At 60.2% G+C, this 25,295-nt stretch carries 19 protein-coding genes; 9 read left to right on the top strand and 10 right to left on the bottom strand.

Annotated elements, in window-relative coordinates; all coding sequences use genetic code 11:
• Window positions 1-89: 89 nt before the first annotated feature.
• Both ACOBR2_RS05040 and ACOBR2_RS05035 read right to left on the bottom strand, forming a co-directional pair.
• A complete protein-coding gene (locus ACOBR2_RS05040; protein WP_420238964.1) occupies window positions 90-497 on the bottom strand; it encodes a bacteriohemerythrin in 408 nt (135 codons plus the stop codon).
• A gap of 612 nt (window positions 498-1,109) precedes the next feature.
• Window positions 1,110-2,054 (bottom strand): DMT family transporter, encoded by a 945-nt coding sequence (locus ACOBR2_RS05035; protein ID WP_420238963.1) that lies wholly within the window; start codon window positions 2,052-2,054, stop codon window positions 1,110-1,112.
• Between the two features lie 140 nt (window positions 2,055-2,194).
• Between ACOBR2_RS05035 and ACOBR2_RS05030 the strand changes: the two genes are divergently transcribed.
• Complete coding sequence (locus ACOBR2_RS05030) at window positions 2,195-3,466, top strand: hypothetical protein (RefSeq protein ID WP_420238962.1); 1,272 nt, start codon at window positions 2,195-2,197, stop codon at window positions 3,464-3,466.
• Window positions 3,467-3,562: 96 nt separating this feature from the next.
• Complete coding sequence (locus ACOBR2_RS05025; protein ID WP_420238961.1) at window positions 3,563-4,387, top strand: Stp1/IreP family PP2C-type Ser/Thr phosphatase; 825 nt, start codon at window positions 3,563-3,565, stop codon at window positions 4,385-4,387.
• Window positions 4,388-4,625: 238 nt separating this feature from the next.
• Here the strand turns inward: ACOBR2_RS05025 and kduI are convergent, their stop codons facing one another.
• On the bottom strand, window positions 4,626-5,453 hold the full coding sequence (kduI, locus tag ACOBR2_RS05020) for a 5-dehydro-4-deoxy-D-glucuronate isomerase (protein WP_420238960.1): 828 nt from the start codon (window positions 5,451-5,453) through the stop codon (window positions 4,626-4,628).
• A 79-nt stretch (window positions 5,454-5,532) separates the two neighbouring features.
• Entirely contained in the window at window positions 5,533-7,884 is a 2,352-nt protein-coding gene (locus ACOBR2_RS05015; protein ID WP_420238959.1) for a pectinesterase family protein, read from the bottom strand.
• 287 nt (window positions 7,885-8,171) lie between these two features.
• Between ACOBR2_RS05015 and ACOBR2_RS05010 the strand changes: the two genes are divergently transcribed.
• From ACOBR2_RS05010 to ACOBR2_RS05000, 3 genes are all read left to right on the top strand, one after another.
• Window positions 8,172-9,707, top strand: a complete 1,536-nt coding sequence (locus ACOBR2_RS05010; RefSeq protein WP_420238958.1) for a rhamnogalacturonan acetylesterase — start codon at window positions 8,172-8,174, stop codon at window positions 9,705-9,707.
• 115 nt (window positions 9,708-9,822) lie between these two features.
• Window positions 9,823-10,632 (top strand): hypothetical protein, encoded by an 810-nt coding sequence (locus ACOBR2_RS05005; protein WP_420238957.1) that lies wholly within the window; start codon window positions 9,823-9,825, stop codon window positions 10,630-10,632.
• Window positions 10,632-11,639 carry a hypothetical protein gene (locus tag ACOBR2_RS05000; protein ID WP_420238956.1) on the top strand — a complete coding sequence of 336 codons (1,008 nt, stop codon included), beginning with the start codon at window positions 10,632-10,634 and terminating at the stop codon, window positions 11,637-11,639. Before ACOBR2_RS05005 ends, ACOBR2_RS05000 begins: the two co-directional genes overlap by 1 nt.
• 185 nt (window positions 11,640-11,824) lie before the next feature.
• Here ACOBR2_RS05000 and ACOBR2_RS04995 read toward each other — a convergent pair whose 3' ends face one another.
• A complete protein-coding gene (locus ACOBR2_RS04995; protein WP_420238955.1) occupies window positions 11,825-13,657 on the bottom strand; it encodes a beta strand repeat-containing protein in 1,833 nt (610 codons plus the stop codon).
• Between the two features lie 347 nt (window positions 13,658-14,004).
• Between ACOBR2_RS04995 and ACOBR2_RS04990 the strand changes: the two genes are divergently transcribed.
• Window positions 14,005-15,108 carry a hypothetical protein gene (locus tag ACOBR2_RS04990; RefSeq protein ID WP_420238954.1) on the top strand — a complete coding sequence of 368 codons (1,104 nt, stop codon included), beginning with the start codon at window positions 14,005-14,007 and terminating at the stop codon, window positions 15,106-15,108.
• Window positions 15,109-15,307: 199 nt separating this feature from the next.
• Here the strand turns inward: ACOBR2_RS04990 and ACOBR2_RS04985 are convergent, their stop codons facing one another.
• From ACOBR2_RS04985 to ACOBR2_RS04975, 3 genes are read right to left on the bottom strand one after another with little or no spacing between them, the layout of a single operon-like run.
• A complete protein-coding gene (locus ACOBR2_RS04985) occupies window positions 15,308-15,880 on the bottom strand; it encodes a hypothetical protein (protein ID WP_420238953.1) in 573 nt (190 codons plus the stop codon).
• An 8-nt stretch (window positions 15,881-15,888) separates the two neighbouring features.
• Window positions 15,889-16,575, bottom strand: a complete 687-nt coding sequence (locus tag ACOBR2_RS04980; RefSeq protein WP_420238952.1) for a hypothetical protein — start codon at window positions 16,573-16,575, stop codon at window positions 15,889-15,891.
• Window positions 16,572-17,246, bottom strand: coding sequence for an RNA polymerase sigma factor (locus tag ACOBR2_RS04975; protein WP_420238951.1), 675 nt, complete (start codon window positions 17,244-17,246; stop codon window positions 16,572-16,574). The genes ACOBR2_RS04980 and ACOBR2_RS04975 overlap by 4 nt, the downstream gene beginning before the upstream one ends.
• Window positions 17,247-17,943: 697 nt before the next feature.
• Here ACOBR2_RS04975 and ACOBR2_RS04970 point away from each other — a divergent pair.
• The 3 genes from ACOBR2_RS04970 to ACOBR2_RS04960 all read left to right on the top strand — a co-directional run bounded on the left by ACOBR2_RS04970 (window position 17,944) and on the right by ACOBR2_RS04960 (window position 24,165).
• The gene (locus tag ACOBR2_RS04970; protein ID WP_420238950.1) at window positions 17,944-18,987 is read left to right on the top strand and encodes an energy transducer TonB; all 1,044 of its coding nucleotides are present in this window, start codon (window positions 17,944-17,946) and stop codon (window positions 18,985-18,987) included.
• 73 nt (window positions 18,988-19,060) lie between these two features.
• Window positions 19,061-20,902 (top strand): M48 family metalloprotease, encoded by a 1,842-nt coding sequence (locus ACOBR2_RS04965; RefSeq protein WP_420238949.1) that lies wholly within the window; start codon window positions 19,061-19,063, stop codon window positions 20,900-20,902.
• A 326-nt stretch (window positions 20,903-21,228) separates the two neighbouring features.
• On the top strand, window positions 21,229-24,165 hold the full coding sequence (locus tag ACOBR2_RS04960; protein WP_420238948.1) for a S53 family peptidase: 2,937 nt from the start codon (window positions 21,229-21,231) through the stop codon (window positions 24,163-24,165).
• Window positions 24,166-24,193: 28 nt separating this feature from the next.
• Here the strand turns inward: ACOBR2_RS04960 and ACOBR2_RS04955 are convergent, their stop codons facing one another.
• On the bottom strand, window positions 24,194-24,766 hold the full coding sequence (locus tag ACOBR2_RS04955) for an IS630 family transposase (protein ID WP_420236306.1): 573 nt from the start codon (window positions 24,764-24,766) through the stop codon (window positions 24,194-24,196).
• Window positions 24,679-25,227: a winged helix-turn-helix domain-containing protein gene (locus ACOBR2_RS04950; RefSeq protein ID WP_420236305.1), complete on the bottom strand. Its 549-nt coding sequence runs from the start codon at window positions 25,225-25,227 to the stop codon at window positions 24,679-24,681. The genes ACOBR2_RS04955 and ACOBR2_RS04950 overlap by 88 nt, the downstream gene beginning before the upstream one ends.
• Window positions 25,228-25,295 lie beyond the last annotated feature (68 nt).

Below are 25,295 nucleotides of genomic sequence, written 5' to 3'. Positions count from 1 at the left end.
ACCTGAACCCAGGCGCGTTCTCCTGTGGCATGGCGGCATATTTGCAGAAACAACGCAGTGGGCCAAAGCCCGGGGGGGAACGTACAAACCTAGAAAATTTCAATCCGGTTCAGAGATGGTCCATACAGCGCATCCACTTCTTCAACGTGCCTGAGAAAGTGTCCCCGCATGGCACCAAGCTTCCCTTCCAGATTGCTCCCGTCGCCATACTGCAGCTGATGGGCAATCTGCAGCATCTCCGCCAGCATTTTGTGATGCAGTGCGCGATGCTCGTTCAAGCCCTCGTAGCTGGCCTTTTCCATCAACTGCTCTTCGCTCCAGAAGTGCATCCGCGAGAACTCGATCAGGCGATCGAAGATCTCGGCAATCTGCTCCCGGCCGCCGCCGTGGCTCTGAGCCAGCCGCAGTTCGTTGATGGCGTCCATCAGAATTCCATGCTGATCGTCCATGGCACGTACGCCCACGGTACGATCATGATTCCAGGTAAGAAGCGTCACCCAAACCTCCTTCACGCCAGAACAGGCATAGTATTTTCGGAATTGGTGTAAACCAAAAGCTGGATGCTAAGTACCTTTTTCCTCAAGAAAAAGGTACCTTGCACGTCCATTAAAAAGTCTATGTGCATTCCGAAAATGCTCTAAAAACCGCTCCTGGACTGTTTCCGTCTTTCCTTCCCGGCTATGGGAAGTTCGACGGCACACGATCTGCTCTGTCCTACCTATCGGAGACCTCACGGCAACTCTGACGCACTTGAGGTGCTTTCCGATGACGAAGGTTTCATCTTCCCGGAATGAACGCGCATTCCTTGCCAATTCAGAAAAACTGCAGCCCAAACGCAGCGAACGCCAAAAGCTGAAAAGACCCGGGAACGGACCTAGGCTAAGGAATGGAAGATCAACAATGGAAGGAAGATACGGAAGGACGGCAAGAACAGGCCACGTCTCTCTGCAGCGCGCTCCGCGGGGAAGAAAACCGCGCCGGAACAGAATCGCAAAAAATACTGCAATCTATTTGTAAAAAATCTTTGCGGAAGACTTTCTGGCGGAGGATCCAAAGGAAGGACGGGCCCGACTTCCATCCGGCCCACCCACCCCAAAAATCCTCCCCCACTACTCCAACAGCATTTCCGGATCCGACACATGGCCACGCAGCGAGATGGCCACCGCCGCAGCCAGAATCATTCCGCCGCCCAGCACGCCAAACGGCCCCAAACGCTCGCCCAGCAGGCAAACACCCAGCACCGAGCCAACCACTGGTTCCAGATTCAAAAACACACCCGCCCTTGCGGCTGGCACATGATGAATGCCCCAGTTCCACAGCGAAGTAGTGGTTGCCGTGCAAAGCAGGCCGCTCAGGGCCAGCGCAATCCACGCCCGCAAGCTCACGTGAGCAAACGGAAAGGCTTCGAAAGGCTGCCCGATCAGCCGCGCCCGCACCTGCTCAAAGACCACCACACCAGCCAGCATTGCCGTGCCGGAAAAGATGGTGCCTGCCGTCACCATGATTGGCCGATGGTTCTCCATCAGCTTTTTGCTCCACAGAATCCAGAACAGGGCGATAAACAGCGAAAAGCAGACCATCAGGTCACCGGTCAGCGGGGCCTTGCCCTGCCCTGCCGCACCGCCTCCGCCCAGCGCCACCAGTGCCGCACCACCGGTGGAAGCCGCCAGCGCCATCCAGCAGAAACCATCCAGTCGCTCACTGCCCAACAAGCCAAAGGCCACTGCCAGCATTACCGGCATGCTGCCCACCATCAGTGAGGCGTGGCTGACCGTGGTCAGCGCCAAGCCATGAAACTGAATCAGAAACTGCAGCGGAATGCCCAGCAACGCGGTCAGCAACATCAGGCCGATTTCGCCACGGTTCATCCGCCTGCCCTCAGCCTGCGGTTTACCCCGCCGGTTCAGCAGAAGAATCAGTACCATGCCCAGGCAGGCAAAGAGAAATCGATAGAGCACCATGTGCTCCACATTCATCTCGTTGAGCGCGAGACGGCCGAAGTAAAACCCCGTACCCCACAAACAGCCTGCCAGTGCGCAGGCGCCATATCCCAAAAATTGAAAGGATTTCTCCTGGCCCTGACAGGACCCCACATCCGTTGTGCTTGATTCAGACATTCTATTTCTACTCTCGCACATACAACCCGGCCTGTGCCCCTGCCCAAAAACCTCAGAATCAGTCAAAATAATCAAAGATGTTCTTACACTCAGGCAACAGCACTTCCCGCCCGCTCCGCCGGGCCCTGGCCACCCTGTGCCTGGGTACGCTCATTTTTCTGCCCGCGCTCCGGGCCCAATCGACCGCGCCACGGCCCCGTCTGCTGGCTGCCGAACTGGTGGAAAAACCAGTCCTGACGCCCGCCGTATCCATCCCTGTAGCTCCGCTGGGCTTTACCGCGCCCAACAGCGCCTATTTGGGTGAACGCCATCAGATGGCCTCGCTGGACTTTGTGGACGAAAACCATCTGCTGTTCAGCTTCCGCGTTCCCGCTCTGCTGCATCGCGACGACCGCGGCAATTCCAGCTCCGACGAACTCCATCAAGTGCGCGCCCTGGTGCTGGCCCTGCCCAGCGGCGCGGTGGACACGGAAACCCTCTGGACGCTGCACGACCATGTGCGCTATCTGTGGATGCTCAACGACGGCCACTTTCTTCTGCGCGATGGCAACGGCGTCAGCGAAGGTGACCGCCAGCTGGAAACCAAGCCACTGCTGCGCTTTCCCGGACAGCTGCTCTGGATCGATCTTGACCCCAGCCAGCAGTATCTGGCCTGCGACAGCTTCGAGCCCCTGGCCAAATCCTCCCCGGCCAGCAGCGACGACGACGATTCCGCCTCCAGCAGCCACAAAGACATTGCCGTCCGCATTTTGCAGCGCGAATCCGGCAAAGTTCTGCTGGTGAGCCGCGTCCGCTCCAGCTTCCGACTGCCGGTCAACGAGGACGGCTACCTGGAGGTACTGCGCGACCGCGGCCTCAACTGGCTGCTCAACCTCAACCAGTTCGACGGCACGGTCCGCACTGCCGCCCAGATCCAATCCACCTGCACACCGGGCCCCGAGTTCCTGACCCGCACGCGGATGGTCAGCAGCATCTGCGGCCTTGCGGGCGAGCAGCGCCTGGCCGGCCTGACCACCAGCGGCAAAATGCTCTGTGTGGACGAACTGGCCCCCGCCTCTATCTGGCCACAGCTCATCCACTCGGCCGACGGCTCACGTCTGGCCCAGATCAGCCTCATCACCCATGCCCCGCTCAGCGCCAGTTCGCCCTTTGACCCAGAAGATGTGAAGGGCCAGATGGTGCGCGTGCTCGATGCCGCCAGCGGCGAGTCGATCTTCACAATCTCCGCTTCACCCGCCCTCGATGTAGCTGGAAACGTGGCACTTTCGCCCAGCGGCAGCCGTCTGGCCGTGTTGCGCAATGGCGCGCTTGAGGTTTACGACCTGCCTGCGGCGGGGGCAAAAAAGTAAAAGGCAGCTTTCAGCTCTTGGCTCTTAGCTTCCAGCGGTTGCTTGCTCGTTTCGGGGGGGGGGCCTGCCCTTTGGCTCTCCGCTCCCTTCCCAAAAATGCCCCTAAAGATTAAAAACGTGGCTGCCGACACACCCAACAGCACCCGCACCTGTGTACACTGTGCGATGGGAGATAGCATGTTGGCTACGGCGGTGATTCATTATCAGGCCGCGGCGGCGACGGATCGTGGTCGCAAGCGCGCCTCCAACGAGGATTCCTTCGGCTTTTCGGCCGAGCATGGCCTTTTTGTGGTCTGTGACGGAATGGGCGGCGCTGCCGCCGGTGAGATTGCCAGTTCGCTGGCGGTCGATGAGATGATGCGCCAGTTGGGCGAAGGTACCCAGGGCCGTGGCCGGGAGACCGCCGAACAGGCTGTCGCCGCCGCAAACTCTTCCATCTACTCTCGTTCCCGCCGCAGTGCGCGGCTTAGCGGCATGGGCACCACACTGGTAGCCCTCCTCACCGAAGAAGATCGTGTCTTCGTCCTGAACGTAGGCGACAGCCGATGTTATCGCCTGCGCTCTGGCCATCTGGAGCAGGTCACGCTGGACCACTCTCTGGTGGACGAGCAGGTGCGCATGGGCCGCATGACCCAGGAAGAAGCTTTGCGTTCACCCCTGCGCAACATCATCACCCGCGCCCTCGGCACCCAGGCCACCGTCACCCCTGACGTTTTTGAAATGGAAGCCGAACCCGGCGACCTCTTCCTGCTCTGCTCCGACGGTCTGACCCGCGAGGTCGAAGACGCGCACCTGGCCCAGCTTCTCGGGCAGGAAAAACCTCTGGAAGAACTGACGGACCTGCTGATTACCGCCGCCAACAAGGCCGGCGGGCACGACAACATCACCTGCATTCTGGTCCGCGCCCAGGGCGAGGAATAAACGGCAGGAGGTTCCGGGCCTGAAGGTCACGGAATTGTTGTTGGATCATCTTTCCGGGGCCTGAAGGCCCCGGCTACCCCCCGGTTTTCCCAGCAAAACAGGCAAATGAGCCTCTTATAAAATTTAATTGAGACAAAAAAACGCCCCGGCGCAAAGCCGAGGCGTTTTTCTGTTCTCTGTTCATAGTTCCCAGCAGAAAGCAGCAAAATGAGCTGGAAGCTAAAAGCTGGAAGCTGCTCTACTTCAACGTATCGATCGGGGCCGGATCCATGTCGCCATAGTCCTGGTTTTCGCCACCCATGCCCCAGCAGAAGCTGTAGGCCACGGTGCCGACGCCGGAGTGGATCGACCACAGGGGCGAAACAGCGATTTCCTTGTCCGCCATCACCAGTGGGCGAATCTCGCTGGGCGCGCCCATCAGGTGGAAGACGCGGGCGGTTTCCGGCAGGTTGAAGTACATGTAGATCTCGCTGCGGCGCACATGGGTGTGGGCAGGCATGGTGTTCCAGTTGCTACCCGGGGCCAGATGCGTTACGCCCATCACCAGCTGGCTGCTGCGCGCGCCCTGCAGGTGAATGTACTTGCAGATGGTGCGCTTGTTGCAGGTTTCCAGGCTGCCCACTTCCATCGGCGTGGACTCTTCCTTGCGCACCACGGTCGTCGGATAGACGGCATGGGCCGGATAGCTCAGCAGATAGTAGACCGCCGGAGCCGCCGCATCCTTCGAGGTAAAGCTGACCTTCTTCGCGCCACGGCCAACGTAGACCACATCCAGATTGTTCAGCTCGTAGCTCTTGCCATCCACCACCACCGAGCCTGTGCCACCAATGTTCAACACGCCAATCTCGCGGCGCTCCAAAAAGTACTCGGCACGCAGATCGGGATCGTTGGGCAGCTCGATGGGAGCGGCCAGCGGAGCGGCAAAGCCCACTACGGCGCGGTCCAGTTCAACGTAGTTCAGGTTCACCTTGCCAGCCTCGTACAGGCTCAGCAGAAAGGTTTCGCGCAGTTCGCTGGTGTTCATGCGGGGGTAGCGAACCGGATCGGCCAACGTCACAGTCTTCATAATTTTCTGTCTCCTCAATGATTTGCCGGCGGGCAAACTTTCAGTCCTCGCGCCGCCGGAAAACCTGTCCACAAACAGTTTACCGTTCGGTTCCCGCCGGATCCCAGTTGTCGGGACCGCGCAAGTAGGTCTTCGTCTCATACTGTTTGGCTTCTTCCGCCGTCAGCTGGTGGGCGTGTGAGTCTCGTTCTGTTGGATGCGCACCCGGACCGGTCGAACCATATTCCGCGTAATAAACCGTCTCCAAAGCGTGCGTCTCGCCCGGATGCCACTCGCTCCAGCCCGCCGGAGCAATGTGCGCGCCCATCTCGGTGTTCAGATACACGACCTTGGCATAGGGACGCCACGGACGACCAAGATAGATTGGCGCAATGGCATCTGGATCGGCCGTCAGCTTGCAGCGATTGATCACGTAGCCGGAATCCTGATCGGCGTAGTGCTTGGACTGCGCGGTAAGGTAGCCACCGTTGTGCGCGGTCGAGTGAATCTCGCAATCCTCAAAGACCGCCTTGCTGTCGCCAAAGATGAAGTCCACGTTGCCGGCGATGTAGCAATGGGTAAAGTACTGGCGCGTTGCCGGGCAGTTGGGCTTGTCGGCGCCGCAATGGCTGGTGCCCGCGTACACCGTATCCTGATTGCCAAGCAGACGCACGTTGCGGAAGATGCCACGGTCGCCATTGATCAGCAGCGCCAGAGCCTGCGAACCCTTGGGTAACTGCGGGTGGGTGCGGTTGAAGTCATTCTCGAAGGTGATGTTCTCGGCCGTGAAGTCGTCCGCCGTCACGTTGACCGTGGCCGAGTGGAAGGTGCCGCCATTCTCGCCCGCGTTGCGATCGTTCACCACCACCGTCTTGCTGGGATCCGGATTGTTACTACGGATGGTAATGTGCGGCGTGGTCACCGTAATCACCTCGCGGTATTCGCCAGGAGCCACCATCAGCGTCTGGCCCGGCTTGGCCACATCGAGGGCGCGCTGAATGGAGTAAAAGTCACCCGTGCCGTCGGCAGCTACGTACAGGTTCGGATCCTCCTCGGGAACCTTGCCCTTCAGCTCCGGCGCGGTGGGAATCGTCTCCATGGGCACAAAGCGCGCATCGCAAGAATACGGCTCGGCAGCGGCAGCATCAGCGGTAGGTGTCACGGTCGTGTCGTCGCCCTTCAGCTCCAGATTGCCCTGCTTGGGACCAATGCCAATCTCCGCGTCCTTCACATAAAAGAGCGAATTCTTCTGGTCGTCGGCCGTCACATTGCTCAGGCGAATGCCCAGCTTGTGGTCGGCGTCGAGTCCAAGAAATGTGAACGCACCGGGCGTAGTCACATGCACGTTTTCAAGCGCAATGTCGCGATAGACAGGCAGGCGCGTGCCCTTAGCCGTAGTGTAGTGGGGCGTGAAGATCAGCGGGTTCATCACATTGCGAATGCACACATTGCGGTAGGTCACGTTCTGCACCAAGCCACCACGGCTGGGGTCACTCTTGATGCGCAGACCGTTGTCGGCTCCGTCAATCGTCAAGTCGTCCACCAGCAGATGGTTCACACCGCCATCGGTGCCGGAGCCAATCGACATACCGTGGCCGGCGTAAAAGTGGCTGTGCAGCACCGACATATTTTCAACGCCACGGCCCGGAGCAGGCTTCAGGCACACATCGTCGTCGCCAGTGTTGATGCTGACGTAGGCGATGGTGATGTTGCGCGAGGAGCCGGGATCGATGGCGTCGGTATTGCGCGCCGTTTTGGGCGTGCGAATCTTCACCCCCCACACCGTCAGGCCGTCGGTCTGGTTGATAGCCACATGAAAGTTGGGCGAGTTGCGCAACGTGATCTTGTACATAATGAATCCGTCGGCGTGGGTCAACGTAATCAGCTTGGGTACACTCTGCTCCAGATCCTTGATCTTGGCCTCGTGCGAAAGATCCCACCAGGTCACGTTCTGGCCCAGCAGCTTGGCGCCACCACGACCATCAATCGAGCCCTCGCCCATCAGGCCCGCGCCTTCCACGTGATCGCCGCTGATGAAGGATTTGCAGCCGCGTCCGCGCTGTGCGGCCACAATGCCGCAGGTGCCCGGCGCAACATCATAGAGCCGGGGATCGCGCGCCGTGGCCAGCACCGTGTGGGCGCTCACCACCAGCGTTACGCCTGGGCGCATCGTCAGCGGGCCGGAGATAAAGACGTAATTCTTGCCCTTGGCCTGCAACACAACAGCCTGTCCCTTGGCGCAACCGTCCATGGCCTGCTGAATGCGCTCGGTATCGAGCTTCTTTTCGTCCGCCTCGGCCACCACACCGGCGGGCGCGGCAATCTGCGCGGTCAGCGTAGTGCAGGCTGCGGGAATCTTCGGTTCAGTCACATTGCGTGTGTCCTGCGCATGCAGGCACAAACCAAGGACAAAGGGCAGCGCCACCAGCGCGGCACGAAATTTTGCAAGCATCTTATTACTCCTCTATGGTTGGTCAGCCCCACACAACCGGCACTGAATCATGCTTCAAGTGGACTGACCTCTGGCACGATCAATCTACAGGAATCACACCTACAATCGTCAAGTTACTCCCTCAATCGCTTTATCTGACGTTTTTCTCTTCCTCCAGGACGCATGTTTCCACATAAACTGTCTGTATCCTGCACAATCCACGGGGAAATTGCTGGTCCTACCTCTGCGGCGCTACAATCAGCCCGCAAACCTATTTCTTCACCCCCCGTTACGGAGACTGCTTTCCAATGAAACGATTCCTTTCTGTTGCCTTGTCACTGGCCGCTGTGGCCTCGCTCGGACTGGCGCAATCCGCCAAGCCGAAGATCATGCTGGTGGGCGACTCCACCCAGACGACGCAGGCTGGCTACGGCCTGGGCTTCTGCGCCAATCTGGTGAACGCAGAGTGCCTGAACTACGCCCATGGCGGCGCCAGCACCAAAACCTATCGCCGCGACGGCTTCTGGAGCAAGGCTCTGGCCGCCAAGCCCGACTACATGCTGATCCAGTTCGGCCACAATGACGTGCAGTCGGCCAGCCATCAGGATCGCGAAACCGATCTGGCCACCGAGTACCCGGCCAACCTGCGCCAGTACGTGGCCGAAGCCCGCGCCCAGGGCATCAAGCCGATCCTGGTTACGCCCATTGCCCGCCGCTATTACAAGGAAGACGGCAAGGTACACGACGATCTGGAAGCCCACGCCGCCGCCATGCGCAAGCTGGCCGCAGAGCTGAAGACCCCGCTCGTCGATCTGCATGCCGACTCGCTCACCTATCTGAACTCCATCAGCGAAGCCGAGAGCGAACTGCTGGCCAACAAGAAGCGCGACGCTGACGGCAAGCTCACCGGCGACCGCACCCACTTCAACCAGCAGGGCGCTTACGTCTTTGGCCGCCTCGTGGCTGTCGATCTGGGCAAGGCCGTGCCCGCGCTGAATGCGCATGTAAAGCCCGCCGCCGCTCTGCTGCCGCCCGAGGCAATCCACAGCGTCGCCATTCTGAACGGCGCGCGGGTACGCATTGTGCTGGTGGGCGACTCCACGGTAAATGTGGGCGGCGGCTGGGGTCCCGGCTTCTGCTTGCTCGCCGAATCCAACGTTGACTGCGTGAACATGGCCCGCAACGGCCGCAGTTCCAAAAGCTATCTGGATGAAGGCGTCTGGACCGAAGCTCTGGCCCTGCATGGCGACTACGTCTTCCTCCAGTTTGGTCACAATGACCAGCCCGGCAAGGGAGCCAAGCGCGAAACCGATCCTGAAACCACCTACGCCGCCAACATGCGCCGCTACATTACCGAAGCCCGCGCGGCCGGTGCTCACCCCATCGTGGTCACCTCGCTCTCGCGCCGCAACTACAGGGACGGCAAGCTCGTCGAGGACCTGACCGCCTACGCCAAAGCCGCCAAACGCGTGGCTGAAGAAGAAAACGTGCCCTGCATCGATCTGAATGCGGGCAGCACCCGCTTCCTGCGCGCTCTGACGCAGGCACAGGCCGACCGCTACGACGCCAACACGCATCCCGATGCCACCGGCAAGGGGCCGGATCGCACCCACATCAACCCGGAAGGCTCCACGCTCTTCGCCTCCATGGTAATCAACGATCTGGTACGGTTTGTTCCGGAGCTTCTGCCCAGCTTCAAGCCCACTCCGCCCGAGCCCGCAGCGGCCAGCGTGGTTCCAGTGGTAGTAGCGCCGCCGTCCGACCCCAACGCCCCGACAGAAAGACCGGATTCCGGCGCTGCGGCACCAGCTCCCAGCTTCTCGCTCCCAGCTTCTCGCCCATAAACTTCCAGCTTCTAGCCTCCGGCACCTCCAGGCTGGAAGCTAGAGGCTGGAGGCTGACAGCTGCCCTCTCATTTACACTAAAGACAAGAACTCACAACATAACCAAGGGACGTACATGCCGACACAACTTCAGATTGTTGTCTGCGCCGGGATTGTTCCCGACCCATTGCAGACGCTTGAACCCACCACGACGCCTACTGGTCCTGGCCTGAAGAACGAGATGGTCCTTCCCGCCGTGCTCGATCCCTGGGCAGCCAGCGCCCTCTATGAGGCTGCCGCTCTGGCACAGAAGAATCCGGGCAGCAAGCTCTGGCTGGTCTCGCTCGGCCCCAAGGCCAAGCTGCAGCAGGTCATGATGACCATCGCGCAGAAGGTGGCCTTTGAGCTGGTGCCCGTCGATGGCCCCGTGGGCGGATTCCCCGACGCACACCAGACCGCGACGGTTCTGGCCGAATCCATCGCCGCCCTGCCCGGCCTCGACAAGAGCAAGCTGCTGATCTTTGGCGGTTGGGAGTCGGCCTCACGTGGCGCGGGCGTCACTCTGCAGCTCATCGGCGAGCAGCTCGGCATCACCGAGCAGTTCCAGGGTGTGGACCAGATCACACTGGCCGACGACGGCAGCTTTGAAGTGCTGGAGCGCGTGGAAAGCGGCAAACATCAGGCGTCAACCTGTGCCGCAGCACCCGCCGTGCTGGGCTGGGCCACCGGCAACTTGGCTGAGCCGCGCAACAACCCGCAGATCGGCATGGCCAACATGCGCACCGTAATGCCTGCCCTGATGAAGGCCAAGGCCGTCAAGATCGAGGGTGGTCTGAACTACGTTTCCGTCAGCCTGCCCAAGCAGGTGCGCGAGACGCGCGTGGAAAAGAACCTGAGCCCCGATGAAATTGCCGCTGAGCTGGTGGCCTGGATGGGAGCGGAATAATGGAATCGATTCTTGTACTGACGCACACCGATGAATCCGGCCTGACCAAGGCCTCACTGGAAGCCGTCACCGCCGGTCAGCAGTTGGCCGCGCGCCTGGGCGCTCCGCTGGCCATTGGCGTGGTGGGCGCAGCGGGTGCGCTCAACGCCGTGGCTGCCACGGGAGCCAAATTCTTCGCCGTCTCAGGCGCAGAGTTCAATCAGCCGCGTTACGCCACCGATGCCTGCGCCTTCACCGCTCTGGCGCAGGCCGCCAAGGCCACCATCGTCCTTGCTCCGCACTCCTCGCGCGTAGCCCGCGTGGCTGCCGGTGTGGCGCATCGCCTGGGTGGAGTGGTGGACACGCACATTACCGCGCTCTCCGGTGAAGCTACCGTGGAAGCCGGTCGCTGGTTCTATCGCCAGCGCGTGGAAGCCATGCTCAGCCGTGCCCAGCGCCCCTGGCTGCTGCTGCTGGATGGCGGCACTAACATCCCCTTCAGTGGCGCATCCGCCGCCGCCGCGGTCGAACAGGTTGCCGTGGAAGCTCCTGCCGTGCGTACCACCGTCTCTGGCATTCGCGCTCCGCAGCAGGATCAGCAGACCATCCGCCCCGATGCCAAGTTGCTCTTTGTGGCCGGTGCCGGTTGGACCAAGAAGCAGCCCGATGGCCAGCTCCACACCGACGAAGCGGGCAAGATCATCCTCGGCTTCCTCACCGCAGCGAAGGCTTCGCTCGGCAGCTCCAAGTCGCTCGTCGATCAGGGCGGCGAAGGAAACTCAGTGCTGCCCTTCCTGACGCACATGAACCAGATTGGCCAGACCGGCGCAACCCCGCGCCATCCCAAGGGCCTGTCTACCTGCTGCCACGGCGAAGAGCCGCATGTGGTGGGCTGGCGCTTCATCAGCGACCGCCGCGCCATCTCACTGGACGCCAACTGCGGCTGGAGCCGCGGCAAGGCTGACGTCGTCTACATCGCCGACGCCTTCCAGGTAATGACCAAGGTCAACGAGTTACTCAGCAAGTAACTCGACCAAAACAAGCAAAAAGAACGCCGGACGCATCGCGCGTCCGGCGTTCTTTTTGCGTTCTATTGTCCTGAGTCGGAGCTTCCAGCTCCCAGCCTCCAGCTTCTAGCCCCCCAAAATCGACCCCGGGTGCCCCAGGTCCCGCTTTTGGGACCTGGGAAGCACGAACCCCAGACAACAAGAACCTAATCGCACGTCTCGCTGGTGTTGCCCACCGGCAGCAGATAGCCGCCGCTCGAACCGCTCAGCGTATACACCGACGTACTCGACGAGCCATTGATCTTTCCGGAGTAATACACGCAGTGGCCTGCGCCGATGATGTTGGTCACATTCGTACCGCTGATCGTCAGACCGGTGAGCGTCGTCAGGTACGAGGTGCCCGTCGCCGTCCAGCTTGAGAGCGAGTCCAGCGTCAGCGACACAGTGGTTGCGCCGCTGTCCGCACTGTTGATTGCGCCCTTCAGCGTGCTGCCCGTGCCCGAGCTGTCTTCCTCAATCACCAGCGCCGCCGTGCTGTACGCATCCACAATCACGTTGCCCACCAGCGTCACGCCTTTGGCGGTAAAGGTCACATTCCCGCCATTCGATCCGGCAGTGCCCCATGTGCCACTATTCAGCGCCTCTGCGGTCAGCAGCGTGCCGTAGCTGTTGGAGCTGGTGGGCGTGTCATTGGTCACCGTCACATCGGTCAGCGTGATGACAGCCGTGGTGTTGGCAATAGAAAACAGCGTAGCCGGGTTGTTCTGCCCACTCGATGTCGTACCCTCCGAGCAGCTCGTCGTCGTGGTTGCATCGCAGGTGTAGCTGATCGAGCCATCGGTCATCGTGAAGCTGGAATCGCCGTCCGACGAAGCATCGCCCGAGGTGCTCTGGTAGAGGAAGATACCGCGATCATCGCCCGCCGCACCGCTCAATGTAGTCGAGCCGTAAGTGGAATCGGTGGCATTAATCACCACGGAATTCGCGCCTTCCACCACCACAGCTTCCGCGTCCTTGGCCGTGAAGGTGCCGCCTGTCACGGTGATTACACCGGTGGAATAAATTCCCGCCGAGCGCTGTCCACTGGCAGTGTAGGTGCCGCCCTTCACCGTCACAGTTCCACCGCCGCGGTCCGTCGCCACCACCGAGCTGCTTTGCCCTGCGGTAGTCGCCGTAACGTTGGTAATGTTCAACGTTCCCTCATAAGCCGCATCCAACCCATGCGCGCCGCCGTTGCTGGCGTTGATGGTAGTGCCGGTGATGGTGACGGTGCCGCCCATCGAAGCAAAAACGCCATTGCCTTCCGATCCGGTGGTAGTAATGGTGCCATTAGTGATGGTGATGGTGGCTCCCGTGCCGGTGCTGGCGCTGGTGCCATAAGCCAGCACTGCCGCATCCATGCCGTAGAAGCTGGCGTCGTTCGAATCCGTACCGGTGGCCGAGGAGGTGATCGTGGGCGTTGTCACCGTTACCGTAGTACCCGAATTGGTCGCGCAGATCGCGCTCTCATTCTCGTTGGTCACACTGATGGACGGACTCGTGAGCGTGTTTGTGCCGCTGCTGTACGCATCGGCCGCCGTCGAGTACGCGCTGTCGGTGGAATCTTGCAGCCCGCAGGACGACGACGTTGTGGTGGTGGAACTCACCGTCAAACTCTCCGCGCTCGAAGTGCTGCTGGCGTAGGTCGATGAGCCGTTATAGGTAGCGGTCAGCGAGTAGGTAGCGGCCGTCGAAAACGTGTAGCTCAACGAAGCCGCGCCCGAGTTGAGCGTTGCCGTGCCCAGCGACGTCGTTCCGTTATAGAAGGTGACTGTGCCGGTGGCCGCCGTGGGCGAAACTGCAGCCGTCAACGTCTCTGCTTCACTGGTAGTGGGCGAACTGAGCGAAAAGCTCAGGCTGGTGGTAGTGCTGGTGGTGGTTGAGGATGTGGTACTGCTGCTGGAGCTGGTACCCGAATTCGTGCTCTGTGTCGTGCTGCTGCAAGCTGTGATGAGGGAAACTACAAGAGCAAAAAGGACAGACAGAAATCGACGCTTCATCTTGCTTTCCTTTTCTGGCGTCGCCGGATTTCTTGTCTGCAAAGAGATGTGCTCGCCCAGAAATGCGCGCCTTGCGGAACCCGCTGCTCTGACCGGCCAGATCCGTGCTGTTGCTCCGGCTTGTGCGCCGTGTCGCCACTCTGACAGCGACACGGTTTGGGTCGCAAAAACTTTTCCCTCCGGTTACAGCAACTTTAAGTTTTCTCTCCGGGTTAATGCTTATGTATTCCTGGAGCAAAAGCTTCGTGCCCGAATGCTCGGAAGAGCGTCCAAGCAGAAGGTCAGATTCTGCCCACCGGCAATCCACACGGAAGTCAGATACGATCGTCTAGAATCGATCTACGGAGATGGAACGCTTGCGCTTGACTCTCAGGACTCTGCTCGAAGCTGGTCTGTTGCTCAGTGCTCTCGCGGCTGCCGGGGCGCAGAACATCCAGCCCGCGGCAACGGGCCATGCATCGAGTGACTTGATCTCTAGTAGCTTGATCAGCGCACCCCTGCCGAATAACGTCCAGACCATCTCCTCCACTGCCGTAGAGGCACAGAAAAAGCAGGGTGATCTTGAGAATGTACCCCGTGTGCCCGGCATGGGATCGCTGTTGCGTGGTCTCAATGCCGGCATCACTTTTTCCGGTGTACACAACTCCCAGATCGGCTGGTACGAAGCCGTGGTTCCGGCCCTCAGCTACGCCCTCAACCCCCACTACTCAGCCGACGTCAGCACCACCCTCTACCTGCATCACCTGGTAGAAAATGAAAATCCAGCCACCTACAGCAGTCAGCGGCTAGCGCTGGATGCAGCCGATACTGGCGACACTTTGATTGGCCTGCACGGCAGCTTTCACCCCCACGGACTCGGAGAGATGGCCACAGTCAGCCTATCGGCCCCCACCGGCAACAGCTCCGACGGACTCGGCACCGGGCGCGTCACCTTCGACTTCGACAATCACACGGAAAAGTTCTTTGGCCACTCCGGTCTGCATCTGGACCTGGGCATGGGCGACTCCTCCACCTTGGCCAGCAACCTGGTCATGCGCGATTACAACTCGCTCGGCACGCTCACCCACTTCCAGGCCGGAGCCGTCCTGTGGGGCAAAAACTATAGCTATATCGACGTCTCGCCCTACGAGCAGTTGCCCATCGGCAGCCAGAAGGTCTACACCGTCTTCTATCAGCAACAGGACGGCAGCCCGGAAGGCAGCCACTCCGTTATCCAAACCGTGCAGGGCGGCCTCAGCGAAGACAACGGCATCACCACCAGCTTTGGCATGCCGCTCACCCCGCACCTCCTCTTCAGCGGCTACTACAATCGCAGCCTGCGCCAACATCAGGACACGGTCAGCTTCAGCATGACTTTTGTACTGCGTGGCCTGCCCATGAAGAAAAAACTCTCTCTGGTGGACCGCGCCCTGCGCGAAGCCGCCGGCCTGTCTGCCGATCCCGACCAGTAATTCTTTCCTACGCGGCAAAGAAAAACCCCACCGGCCACGCCTTCAGCGTTCAGCCCATGAGGTTGTGTTCTTCCGCACTCAAATGTAGATCAGACTCAGTTCCAGGTGCCCCACCCACGCTGCATCTTTGTTTTTGCGCCTAGGGTGGGATAGCACGAACCTGCCCCGGCTAACAACGCTAACAGCGCCAACTCCGCTCTTACTGCAGCTTCGTCAGCTTTTCTATCTGGTCGCTGCTCATCTGCTGCTTGATCTGCATATACACTTGCGCCACCGTCTTCTGCAGCGAGGCCCGCGCCTGATTGACCGCATCAATCGCCGCAAAGGTCGAGGTCTGGTCAGCCAGCGGATTCTTGTTCAGCGCCGACAGCTTGGCCTGCTCCTTCAAAAGATTCTGATAGCTGGAGACTATCGCCGACCGGTTCTGCGCAAAAATCGCATCCATGTGCCGCTTCTGGTCTGACGAGAGCCCCACGGCCGACACCACGGACCTATCATCCCACCAACGGCCCACCGGACCGAACTGCACACCTGCGCCAGCGTTCTGCGATGCTGCATTGCTCGCCTGCGCGCCGCGATGCGTATCGGAAGACGTCGCTGAAGTCGACGTGTTCGCCGTCGCACCACCACCCATCGGGGACGGCATCGACGGCATATGGCCGCCTCCGCCCTGCGGCCCGCCCGGCCCCCGCTGCTGGGCCAGCACTGGCAAGCTCAACACCAAGGCAAACCCGGCACCGCAACAGATTTTCTGTAGTACTCGGTTCTTCATTGCTGTCCTCATTCCGGTCTTGCTTTCTGACGCGGATGTGACCTGTTCCTGTGATGAAATTCGCCCAGCGGCATCTCGTTCCCTGGATTGATGGCGACATTGACGGCGCGCATCAGATCGTTGTCGGCAGCAATCTGCGCCTCGGTTTCTGCTGCCTGCGGCGATTGCGGCCTTACGTTCCCAGCTACCATCTTCCCGTTGTCATAATGCCACATCAGCGGAGCCACCACGGCGGCAATCAACAATGCTGCCAGCCCCCAGCCGAGCGACGCCCAGCGCAGTTTGCGCGCCACGTCCCAAAGTGGATGCTGGTCCATTTCCGCCGCCCGCTGCCGACTCCAGCCCGTCGCCGTCTGCTGCAACAGCGTCATATCTGCATGAAAGCCTTCCACCCGCGCCCGGCAAGCCTTACAGCCAGCCAGATGCGCCTCCGACGCCACCGTCGCCATGCCGATCAGCACATCATCGAGTGCTTCTTCCGTTAGATGCTTTGCCTGCCCTGCCGCCACACGATTCTCGCTCCAGGCCAGCGCCGTCTGACCGAGCAGTGCCACATCCGCGCCAAAGCCCTCCACCTGCTGCCGACACGCGGCGCAATCGGCCACATGCCGCTCAGCCTCCGCCGTGCCCAGACCAATCAACAGATCACTGAGCATCTCTTCCGTCAGATGGGTTCCTTCGCTCCTGACCTTCATACGCTTGCCCCCAGGCGTGCGCGTACCGTATGCAGTGCCCGATGCAAATGCGTCCGGACTGTATTGACGGGCATTTGCAAAATTTCGCTGATCTCGTTGACCGAAATCTCCTCAAAAAACTTCATCAGAAAAACCGTCTTCTGGTTGGGCGAAAGCTCCTGAAGCACCTCGGTCAGCCGCGCCACCTTTTCCTTGGCCAGAATCTGCCGCTCCGGGCTGGTCGCCTCTGACGGAATAAACGAGGCCAGTTCCTGCACGTCCAGAGCTGTGCTGTGTGCCTTCTTCCAGAATTTGAACTTGGCCGACCGCATGTGATCGCGCGTCACATTGATGGCGATTCCCGTCAGCCAGGTGCTCACACTGCAATCGCCACGGAAGCTCTCGCGCCCGCGGTAGGCCCGCAGAAGGGTGTCCTGGGTAATGGTCTCGGCCAAGTCCGGATCCCCTGTCGAATACGTCACAAAACGCAGGATCCTCGCCCGGTAGTTCCGCACAAGACCATCAATGTCATCCAGTTCGGTAATCGGCCGCGTGGGCTCCATTACTGGCGATTCTATGCTGCCACAAGGAAGCGTGTCCATTGCCGTTGTGCCCGCGTATGCGCCCATGCAAGTGCCCTTTCCCCAGCCCTGTACGTCCTGATTGCGCTGGAAGCTTGATCGGGTGGCCATGGCAACGCCACTCCCCCGGTTGTCCTCACTCAGTTGTCGCCCACGCACTTTCCTCCCGGCGTTGGCTCGGGATTTGCGCATGGGCGTCTTTGATGCTGCTCAAGTGCAGAAGGTCTGCACCCCTGCAAGGAACCTCTTCGCAGGATCCTTCCTCATCTTTCTCTGCCCATCTGTCGTAGCCCGACGCACGGAACGATTACACCTTTCCTTCGCAAAAACAAATTTTTCCTCTTTTGCGCCGAAATGCTCTCCCTCCCTCCCTTTCTTCTCTTTCTTCTCTTTCTTCTCTTTCTTTTTAAAATTGATTGAACGACTCTAAAATGAACGTGCAATCAGCTTAAAATGGACAAAATTGTAATCGTCCTTCCCTGCCAACGCTACTTACACATTGGTCGTGCGGAAGATGTTTCTGCTGGCGGACCCGGATGGATACTGGGCGACGTATCGTTCTAGGTAAGAGAATTGAGTCAATCGTCTTATAGCATTTTCGGAATTGCTGTAGACCGAAAACAGGATGCAAGGTGCCTTTTTCCTCAAGAAAAAGGCACCTTGCAAGCCCCTTAAAAAGTCTACATGTGTTCCGAAAATGCTCTAGAACGGCCTGTCCGCCGTGGATGTCCTCTTAGCCTTCCCGGCCCGCTGAACCAGAATCCGGCAGAGTCCCGGCTCTGCCCCATTGCCGGAGTTACGAGGGAAGATGTCTATACCGAACAAGCAGACAAGCGCAGCGCGCTTTGGCCTGTTGCCAGAGCCGGAGCGGAACGCGGGGTCGATGGTGACCAGCGCGGCCATCAACGGGGCGATCCTTTTGATCGTTCTTTATGTGGGCACCATGGCGCATCACATGATCCAGGTGCATCGCTTTGAGCAGACGCAGCTGATTGTGCCGGTCAGCGAGCCGCCCAAGCCCAAGGTCAAGCTGCCGCCTCCGCCGCCCATGCCCGCGCCGCCCGTGGTGCCGCACGTTGAGTACGAAGCGCCCAAGATCGTGGCTCCGGTGCCGCCCAAGCCCGAGCCCAAACCCATTCAGATGGAGGCCAAGCTGGAGGCGCCCGCAATCAAGCAGGCCAAGCCCAACATCGTGCTTGCGCCCCAGCCCAAGGCCGCGCTCTCGGCCGCCATGCCCGCGCAGAACGCCAGCGTCAAGGCCTCCACCGCGCCGGTACATCTGGGCCAGACCTTTGGCGTAACACCCAACCCCAACGCCACGCGCGCCGCCACGGTAGCAGCCATCGGCAACCCTTACGGCGGCCATCAGGGTCCGGCGGTTGCGCCCCACGGCGTAGTCGGTTCCACTGGCATTGGCAACGGTTTAAAGTCCGGCTCGAACGCCGGCATGGTGGGCCGGGTTGCATCTGCGGGCATTCCCGGAGCCACGGCCGGCAACAGCATGGTGCAGGGCCATGTGGCCTCGGCCGGCATTCCGCGCGCCACCCAGGCGGTGGCCGTGCAGCCCAGCGTCGCCCAGGTTTCCGCCACCAGCTTGCAGATTTTGTCCAAGCCTTCGGTGCAATACACCAGTGAGGCCCGTCAATTGCATGTGCAGGGCGATGTGGTTCTGCGCGTTACCTTTACCGCCAGCGGACAGGTGCTCGTCCAGAGCGTCGTCCGGGGCCTCGGTCATGGTTTGGACGAAGAAGCGCGCAGAGTGGCACAGCAGATGCATTTTCGTCCCGCCACGCGTAACGGACAACCGGTGGACATGACGACTAACATCACGATCACCTTCCAGTTGGCGTAACATCGAGCCAGGAACAGACCGGCGAACCGGGTGGTCGCTGAAGCTGCAGAACGAACCCACTGAGGAGCTTTCCATGAAGTTTCGGAAGATACCCCTGATTCTATTTTTGCTTATCCTGGCACTGGGGGTACCACACGCTGAAGCCAAGAAGCAGCCGAAGTACGGCAAATACGGCAAGTATGGGCAGGCCCACCAGCTGACCGCCGAGCAGGCGGCACTGATCCAGCGCGCCGCCACCCGTGAAAAGGTGCTCATCAAGAACATCCAACAGCGCACCCCGCTGGTGGAAACCTATATTCAGGACACCCGGCCCGACGTCCACCTCTATCAGGTGCCGGTTTCCGACAGCTACACCCTCAGCCGCGTCGACTTTTCCAAAACCTTCTTCGACAAGACCTACGAACCCCGTTCGGCAGCGGCCCGTGGCGAAAAGCAGGGCTGGTTCAAGGGCTCACTCAACTCCATTACCGGGCTGACCAAGCTGCTTGGCCTGGAAAAGTTCACCTACTCGCCCACCGGCTTCATGCAGATGATGTTTCTGGACCCGACCAGCTTCGACCAGCAGCATTACGTCTTCAGCTTCGTCCGCCGGGAGTTCCTCGGCTCGGTGCGCACCTGGGTCTACGACGTGCATCCCAAGCCGGAGACCAAGGGCATGGGCCGCTTCTATGGCCGCATCTGGGTGGAAGATCAGGACGGCAACGTGGTCCGCTTCAACGGCACCTACACCGGCCCCACCACCGCCGACAGCTCCAAGTATTACTTCCACTTCGACAGCTGGCGCATGAACGTGCAGCCCGGCGTCTGGCTGCCGGTGGCCGTTTATGTGGAGGAGACCCAGCGTACCGAGGGCAGGAAGTCGGTTGGCCTGAAGGCCCAGACCCACTTCTGGGGCTATAGCCTCAAGTTGCCCACCCACGACAGCGAAAACGTCAGCGTCAAGGTGGACGACGCCGAGGATAAAAGCGACGACTCGGCCGACGTAGGCCCGCTGCAAGCCTCCCGCATGTGGGTGACGCAGGCGGAAAACAACGTCATCGATCGTCTGGTCGAGGCGGGCCTGGTGGCTCCCTTGAACCAGACCGGCTACGAGACCAAGGTGCTGGACCAGATCGTCGTCAACCTGATCGTGCCCAATAATCTGGCCTTCACCGACCAGATCCGCACCCGGGTTCTGCTCACCGACACGGTGGAAGTGACCACGGTCGGCAACACCATCCTGCTCAGCAAGGGCCTGATCGACTCCCTGCCGAGCGAGGAGGCGATTGCCTCGGTGCTGGCCATGGAACTGGCCCACATCGCCCTCGGCCACCACATCGACACCCGTTACGCCTTCAACGACCGCCTGCTCTTCCCGGACGAGTCCAGCTTCCAGCGCATCGACATGTACCACAGCGACCACGACAACACCGAGGCCGCCAAAAAGGCGCTGGAGTACCTGAACGCCTCGATGTACAAGGACAAGCTGCCGAGCGCCGCGCTTTATTACGCGCAGTTGGTGGACCGCGCCAAGGTGCTGAAGCAGTTGAACTCGCCCAAACTGGGCGACTCCCTGCTGAAGCAGGACGGCACGCCCTGGATGGCCGAACTGTGGCGCATGTCTCCCAAGCTGGACTGGGACGACCTGACCCAGACCGCCGCGCTGCCCTTGGGGAGCTGGCTGAAGACCGACCCCTGGGACGACAAGGTGCACATGCTGACCGCCAAGCGCTACGCTCCGATGAACGCCCGCGACAAGATGCCCTTCGAGGTGACGCCGATCTTCTACAAGCTGCAACGCTACGAAGTGGCCAATGCCCCGGCAGCAACTCCGGCAGAGCAGCCTGCGGCCCAACCGGCAACACAGCCGGAAGCCCAGCCTGCGACGCAGCCCGAGCAACAACAACCGGCGGCAACTCCGACTCCGGGACAGTAAGTAAAAACTATAGAAAGCTCCTTCTGGCCTCGCCTTCGGGCGAGGCCTTTTCTTGGAAACCAGCTTTCAGCCGTCAGCTGTTTTCCAAGGAAGGCCTGAATAAGCAAGATCAACTAACAACTGAAAGCTGACGTATACTGCAGCCAGAACTTTTGGCGCTTGGCCGGGTTTCTATCTATGCAATTCCTTGCGCACACTTCATGTTGTGGCGCGTTCCGCTACAAATTTTACTTTTCCTGGCCCATCTCGGCGACCGGGTGAATGAGAAAGTGCAAAATGAGCGTCTATTCAAAATGAGCGTCTATTTAAGCAGCAGGAGGTCTTCTATGGGAGCCAGGCGGTATCTTGTGGCAGCCGCTTACTTCCTTCTGGCAGGGGTTTCTTTGCTCTCTGCTCAGGCGGTAGCCAATCGTATTCAGGAAAACATCAGTTCGCTTTCGACTGTGGCCATTGCCGGGTCGACCCATCCACGTGCCCAGGCGGCCAATGATGCCGGACGCATGGACCCAAGCACCCGCCTTCAGGGCATCACCCTGCAGTTTTCCCTCACCTCCGCGCAGCAGGCAGCACTCGACCAACTTGTGGAAGAGCAGCAGACACCCGGTTCGACCAACTATCACAAATGGCTGACCCCGGCGCAGTTCGCCAGCCGTTTTGGCATGAGCGACAACGATCTTGCCCAGGTGGAAAGCTGGCTGGAGCAGCAGGGCTTCAGTGTGGACAGCGTGGCCAACGCCCGCACCAGCCTGCGTTTCTCCGGCACCGTCCGCCAGGTAGAGCAGACCTTCAACACCCAGATGCACAACTACACGGTGAGCGGCGTTTCGCACTTTGCCAACTCCACCAATCTTTCCCTCCCCGCCGAGCTCAGCGGGGTGGTACAGAGCGTGCGCAATCTGGATAACTTCCGACCCCACCCGCACTACAAAGTGCGTAGCAACTATACCGTGGCCTCCAGCGGCGACTACTACATGACGCCTGCCGACGTGGCCACCATCTACGACATCACCGCCGCCTACAGCGCCGGCTATACCGGCGCGGGTCAGTCGATTGCAGTCCTGGGCCAGTCTGCCGTAGTCACCAGTGACATCACCAAATTTCAGACTGCTGCCGGCTTGAGCAGCACTCAAGCGCCCACCCTCGTGCTCGTACCCGACACTGGCACAGCGGCGTACTCCTCCGACGACGAAGAAGAATCCGACCTTGATCTGGAGTACACCAGCACTATTGCCAAGGGCGCAACCATCTACTTCGTCTACACCGGTTCAACCAGCAGCAGTGGCGTCTACGACGCTATCGAATATGCAGTCGATAACCGTATCGCCCCGATCCTCTCCATCAGCTACGGCACCTGCGAACCGGATCTTGGATCCCTAACGGAATACAATTCTCTGAACGCCTACTTGGAACAAGGCGCTACCCAGGGCCAGAGCATCATCGTTTCATCCGGCGACTCGGGCTCGACCGGCTGCTATCAGGACTACGCGAGCGGTTCGGTCACCACGGCGGAAAAGGCCTTGGCTGTTGAATTCCCGGCCTCCAGCGCTTATGTAACGGCCGTAGGCGGCACCGAGTTCCCCTCCGCATACCTGACCAGCACCTACTGGAGCACCACCAACACCAACGGCGGCTCAGCCAAAAGCTACATTCCCGAGCAGGTCTGGAACGACGACAGCGCCACTTATGGATCGGAATACGGAGCGGCGTACGCCATCAGCTCCGGCGGTGGCGGCGTCAGCGGGTACACCCCACTGCCCAGCTGGCAATCTACCAGCGTAACCGGCATCAGCACCGCCACCAGCTACTCAACCGGCTACCGCATGGTGCCCGACATCGCGCTGGATGCTTCGAACTACAACGCGCCGTACCTCTTCTGCTCCAGCGTAGTCAGCAGCTCTTCCTGTTCAAGCGGCTTCTACAGTTCGAGCAGCGATAACGAAAGCTCCCTGGAAGCCGAAGCTGCCGGTGGAACCAGCTTTGCCGCACCCATCTTCGCCGGTATGCTAGCCATCCTGAATCAGGCCAAAAACTACGACTATCAGGGCCTGATCAACACCGAGCTGTACACCCTGGCGGCGAACTCGTCCTACTACCCTGCAACGATCACCTCAAACACCAGTGCTCCCTTCAACGACATCACCAGCGGTGGCAACTATTGCAACGCCGGTTCCAGCTACTGCTCCACCACAAATGGAGCTGAAAGCGACTACGCCACCACCACCGGATACGACGAGGCCTCGGGCCTTGGTTCAGTCAATCTCAACAACCTGATCGCGCTCTGGCCCGCCAACTCCGACGCTGCCGCAGCGACCTATGGATCGACGACCACGCTTTCGGCCAACACCACCACGCCCACCTCCGGCGCTACCGACGCAATCACCATCACAGTTGCCTCCGGATCAAGCTCCTCGACCACCGCTCCCACCGGAACACTAACTGTTTATGTGGATGGAACGCTTGAGACCAGTACGCTTGCTCTGACCGCCGGAACAACTACCTCCACGGCCACCTACAGCTTCTCGTCGACCACCAGCGGCACACACACCATCGTGGCCGTCTACCCGGGCGACTCCACCTACTTTCCCTCGACTGGTTCGGTGATCGTAACAATTGCTTCCTCAACCACGACCACCGGCAGCTTCACCGTCACGCTCGCTTCCAGCTCGGTCACCATCAAGAGCGGCAGCTCGGGCACCGACACCGTCACCGTAACGCCTGCGAACGGCTACACCGGCACGGTCGACTGGAAACTTTCCACCTCCAGCACCTCCATTGAGGACTACGCCTGCTACGCCATCAGTGACGCCTCGGTGACCAGCACCAGCGCGGTCAGTAAAACTCTGACACTTTATATGGGTGAATCCGCCTGCTCGGCAGCCGGTGCGGTCAAGAGCAACCTGAAATACTTCAAGACCTCCAGCACGCTGCAGCAGGCCCGCAATCATCCTCCTGCGCACAACAGCCTGCTGTCTGTCAGCATGGCCTCTCTGAGCGCAATGGGAATGCTTCTGGCTGGCTTTGCCGGACGCCGTCGCCGTGCTCTGCGTGGCTTCTTCGGCCTGATGGCTTTGGCATTTGTGGGACTGGCGCTCACCGCCTGCGGCAGCAAAGCTGCTTCGACGAGCAGTTCGTCCAGCTCGTCGTCAACCACGACCAGCACGAACGTTCCCACCGGCACCTACACCATCTCCCTGGAAGGCTACGACAGCTCCAGCTCCAGCATCAACTCAACGGCCACCCTGACCGTGGTCGTCGACTACTGAGTCTCGCGTAATATGGTGACACGATAGATCAAAAAAAGAGTCCCGCGTGGTGCAGGAAAGAAAACGGCAGTATGGATTGGCGCACTCTCTCCATGCCGCTGCGCACACCGTCTTCAGCCTCGCCAAGTCCGGCAACACATCGGTTGGCCAATTCCTGACCTTTGATGTTGCTCCATAAGTCCTCTACCGGATTCAGATCAGGAGAATAACCTGGCAGCGTCTCTACCTGCAGCCAACTACGCTGGCTCTCCAGATACTGCTTCATCTTCCTGCTTTTGTGTGCAGGCAGTCCATCCCAGATCAGAATCACCTTCTGCCCGCGCAAGTGTTTCTTCAGATCACGCAAAAAGACGGTCAGCCGTTCGTCGTTGTAGCTGCCTGGCCGGGTCTGAAACCACAACCGGCATCGCTTGCCGTCCCAGCGATAGCCCAGTGCCGCGCTGATCGACAGCTTCTTCCAGTTGAAGGCATAAACCAACACCGGAGTCTCTCCCTTCGGCGCCCAAGTCCGTCTTACCGGCGGCCGCTCCGAGACTCCGCTTTCGTCCTGGAAGAGAATCCAGGCTCTTCGCCGCCGGGCGTTTTTTTTATTGCCGGCCACCGCTTCGCCATCCACAGCCGCCGACCTTCGTCATTGCGTTCCCGCGCTCGCTTGGCCGGCCGTTGCAGGCTCCACTCAAGAGCGGCAAGAATCTTCCATACATGGCCGGGATGATAGTGAACGCCCGTGGTCCGTTCGATTACTGCCGCCACACGGGGCAATGTCCACAGATCGGTTCCGAAACCATGGGCCTGCGCGCCTTGACGCAACGCCTTGTCCACCTGCTTGAGTTGCGCCCCATCCAGTTTCGGCCGACGACCTGCCCGCCCCGCCCCGCGAATCCAACCCGGCTTATCCTGACGCCAAGCCTCGAACCATCGGCTCACGCTTTGACGGCTGATGAGGAGTTCACGGGCGATCTCTGCCTGTGAACGCTTGCCGGCGGCAAACAGACGCGCGGCGCGGCGGCGGCGTTCTTGCAGGGCTGCGAAGTCACGTCGTGGCGCATTGGATCGTGTCATGCCTGATAGCTTACTGCTACACGACCGACATTGTCACTATATTATGCGAGGTTCAGTAAGACCCCCTC

The sequence above is a fragment of the Telmatobacter bradus genome (assembly GCF_048629425.1).
Lineage (GTDB): Bacteria > Acidobacteriota > Terriglobia > Terriglobales > Acidobacteriaceae > Telmatobacter > Telmatobacter bradus.
This window is presented reverse-complemented; position numbering and strand designations above follow the sequence as displayed.

Bases quoted from the DNA above. Each gene is read 5' to 3' on its own strand.
- ACOBR2_RS05030 (WP_420238962.1), top strand. From the start codon at position 2,195: ATGTTCTTACACTCAGGCAACAGCACTTCCCGCCCGCTCCGCCGGGCC.
- ACOBR2_RS05025 (WP_420238961.1), top strand. From the start codon at position 3,563: ATGCCCCTAAAGATTAAAAACGTGGCTGCCGACACACCCAACAGCACC.
- kduI (WP_420238960.1), bottom strand. From the start codon at position 5,453: ATGAAGACTGTGACGTTGGCCGATCCGGTTCGCTACCCCCGCATGAAC.
- ACOBR2_RS05015 (WP_420238959.1), bottom strand. From the start codon at position 7,884: ATGCTTGCAAAATTTCGTGCCGCGCTGGTGGCGCTGCCCTTTGTCCTT.
- ACOBR2_RS05010 (WP_420238958.1), top strand. From the start codon at position 8,172: ATGAAACGATTCCTTTCTGTTGCCTTGTCACTGGCCGCTGTGGCCTCG.
- ACOBR2_RS05005 (WP_420238957.1), top strand. From the start codon at position 9,823: ATGCCGACACAACTTCAGATTGTTGTCTGCGCCGGGATTGTTCCCGAC.
- ACOBR2_RS05000 (WP_420238956.1), top strand. From the start codon at position 10,632: ATGGAATCGATTCTTGTACTGACGCACACCGATGAATCCGGCCTGACC.
- ACOBR2_RS04995 (WP_420238955.1), bottom strand. From the start codon at position 13,657: ATGAAGCGTCGATTTCTGTCTGTCCTTTTTGCTCTTGTAGTTTCCCTC.
- ACOBR2_RS04990 (WP_420238954.1), top strand. From the start codon at position 14,005: ATGGAACGCTTGCGCTTGACTCTCAGGACTCTGCTCGAAGCTGGTCTG.
- ACOBR2_RS04985 (WP_420238953.1), bottom strand. From the start codon at position 15,880: ATGAAGAACCGAGTACTACAGAAAATCTGTTGCGGTGCCGGGTTTGCC.
- ACOBR2_RS04980 (WP_420238952.1), bottom strand. From the start codon at position 16,575: ATGAAGGTCAGGAGCGAAGGAACCCATCTGACGGAAGAGATGCTCAGT.
- ACOBR2_RS04975 (WP_420238951.1), bottom strand. From the start codon at position 17,246: ATGGCCACCCGATCAAGCTTCCAGCGCAATCAGGACGTACAGGGCTGG.
- ACOBR2_RS04970 (WP_420238950.1), top strand. From the start codon at position 17,944: ATGTCTATACCGAACAAGCAGACAAGCGCAGCGCGCTTTGGCCTGTTG.
- ACOBR2_RS04965 (WP_420238949.1), top strand. From the start codon at position 19,061: ATGAAGTTTCGGAAGATACCCCTGATTCTATTTTTGCTTATCCTGGCA.
- ACOBR2_RS04960 (WP_420238948.1), top strand. From the start codon at position 21,229: ATGGGAGCCAGGCGGTATCTTGTGGCAGCCGCTTACTTCCTTCTGGCA.
- ACOBR2_RS04950 (WP_420236305.1), bottom strand. From the start codon at position 25,227: ATGACACGATCCAATGCGCCACGACGTGACTTCGCAGCCCTGCAAGAA.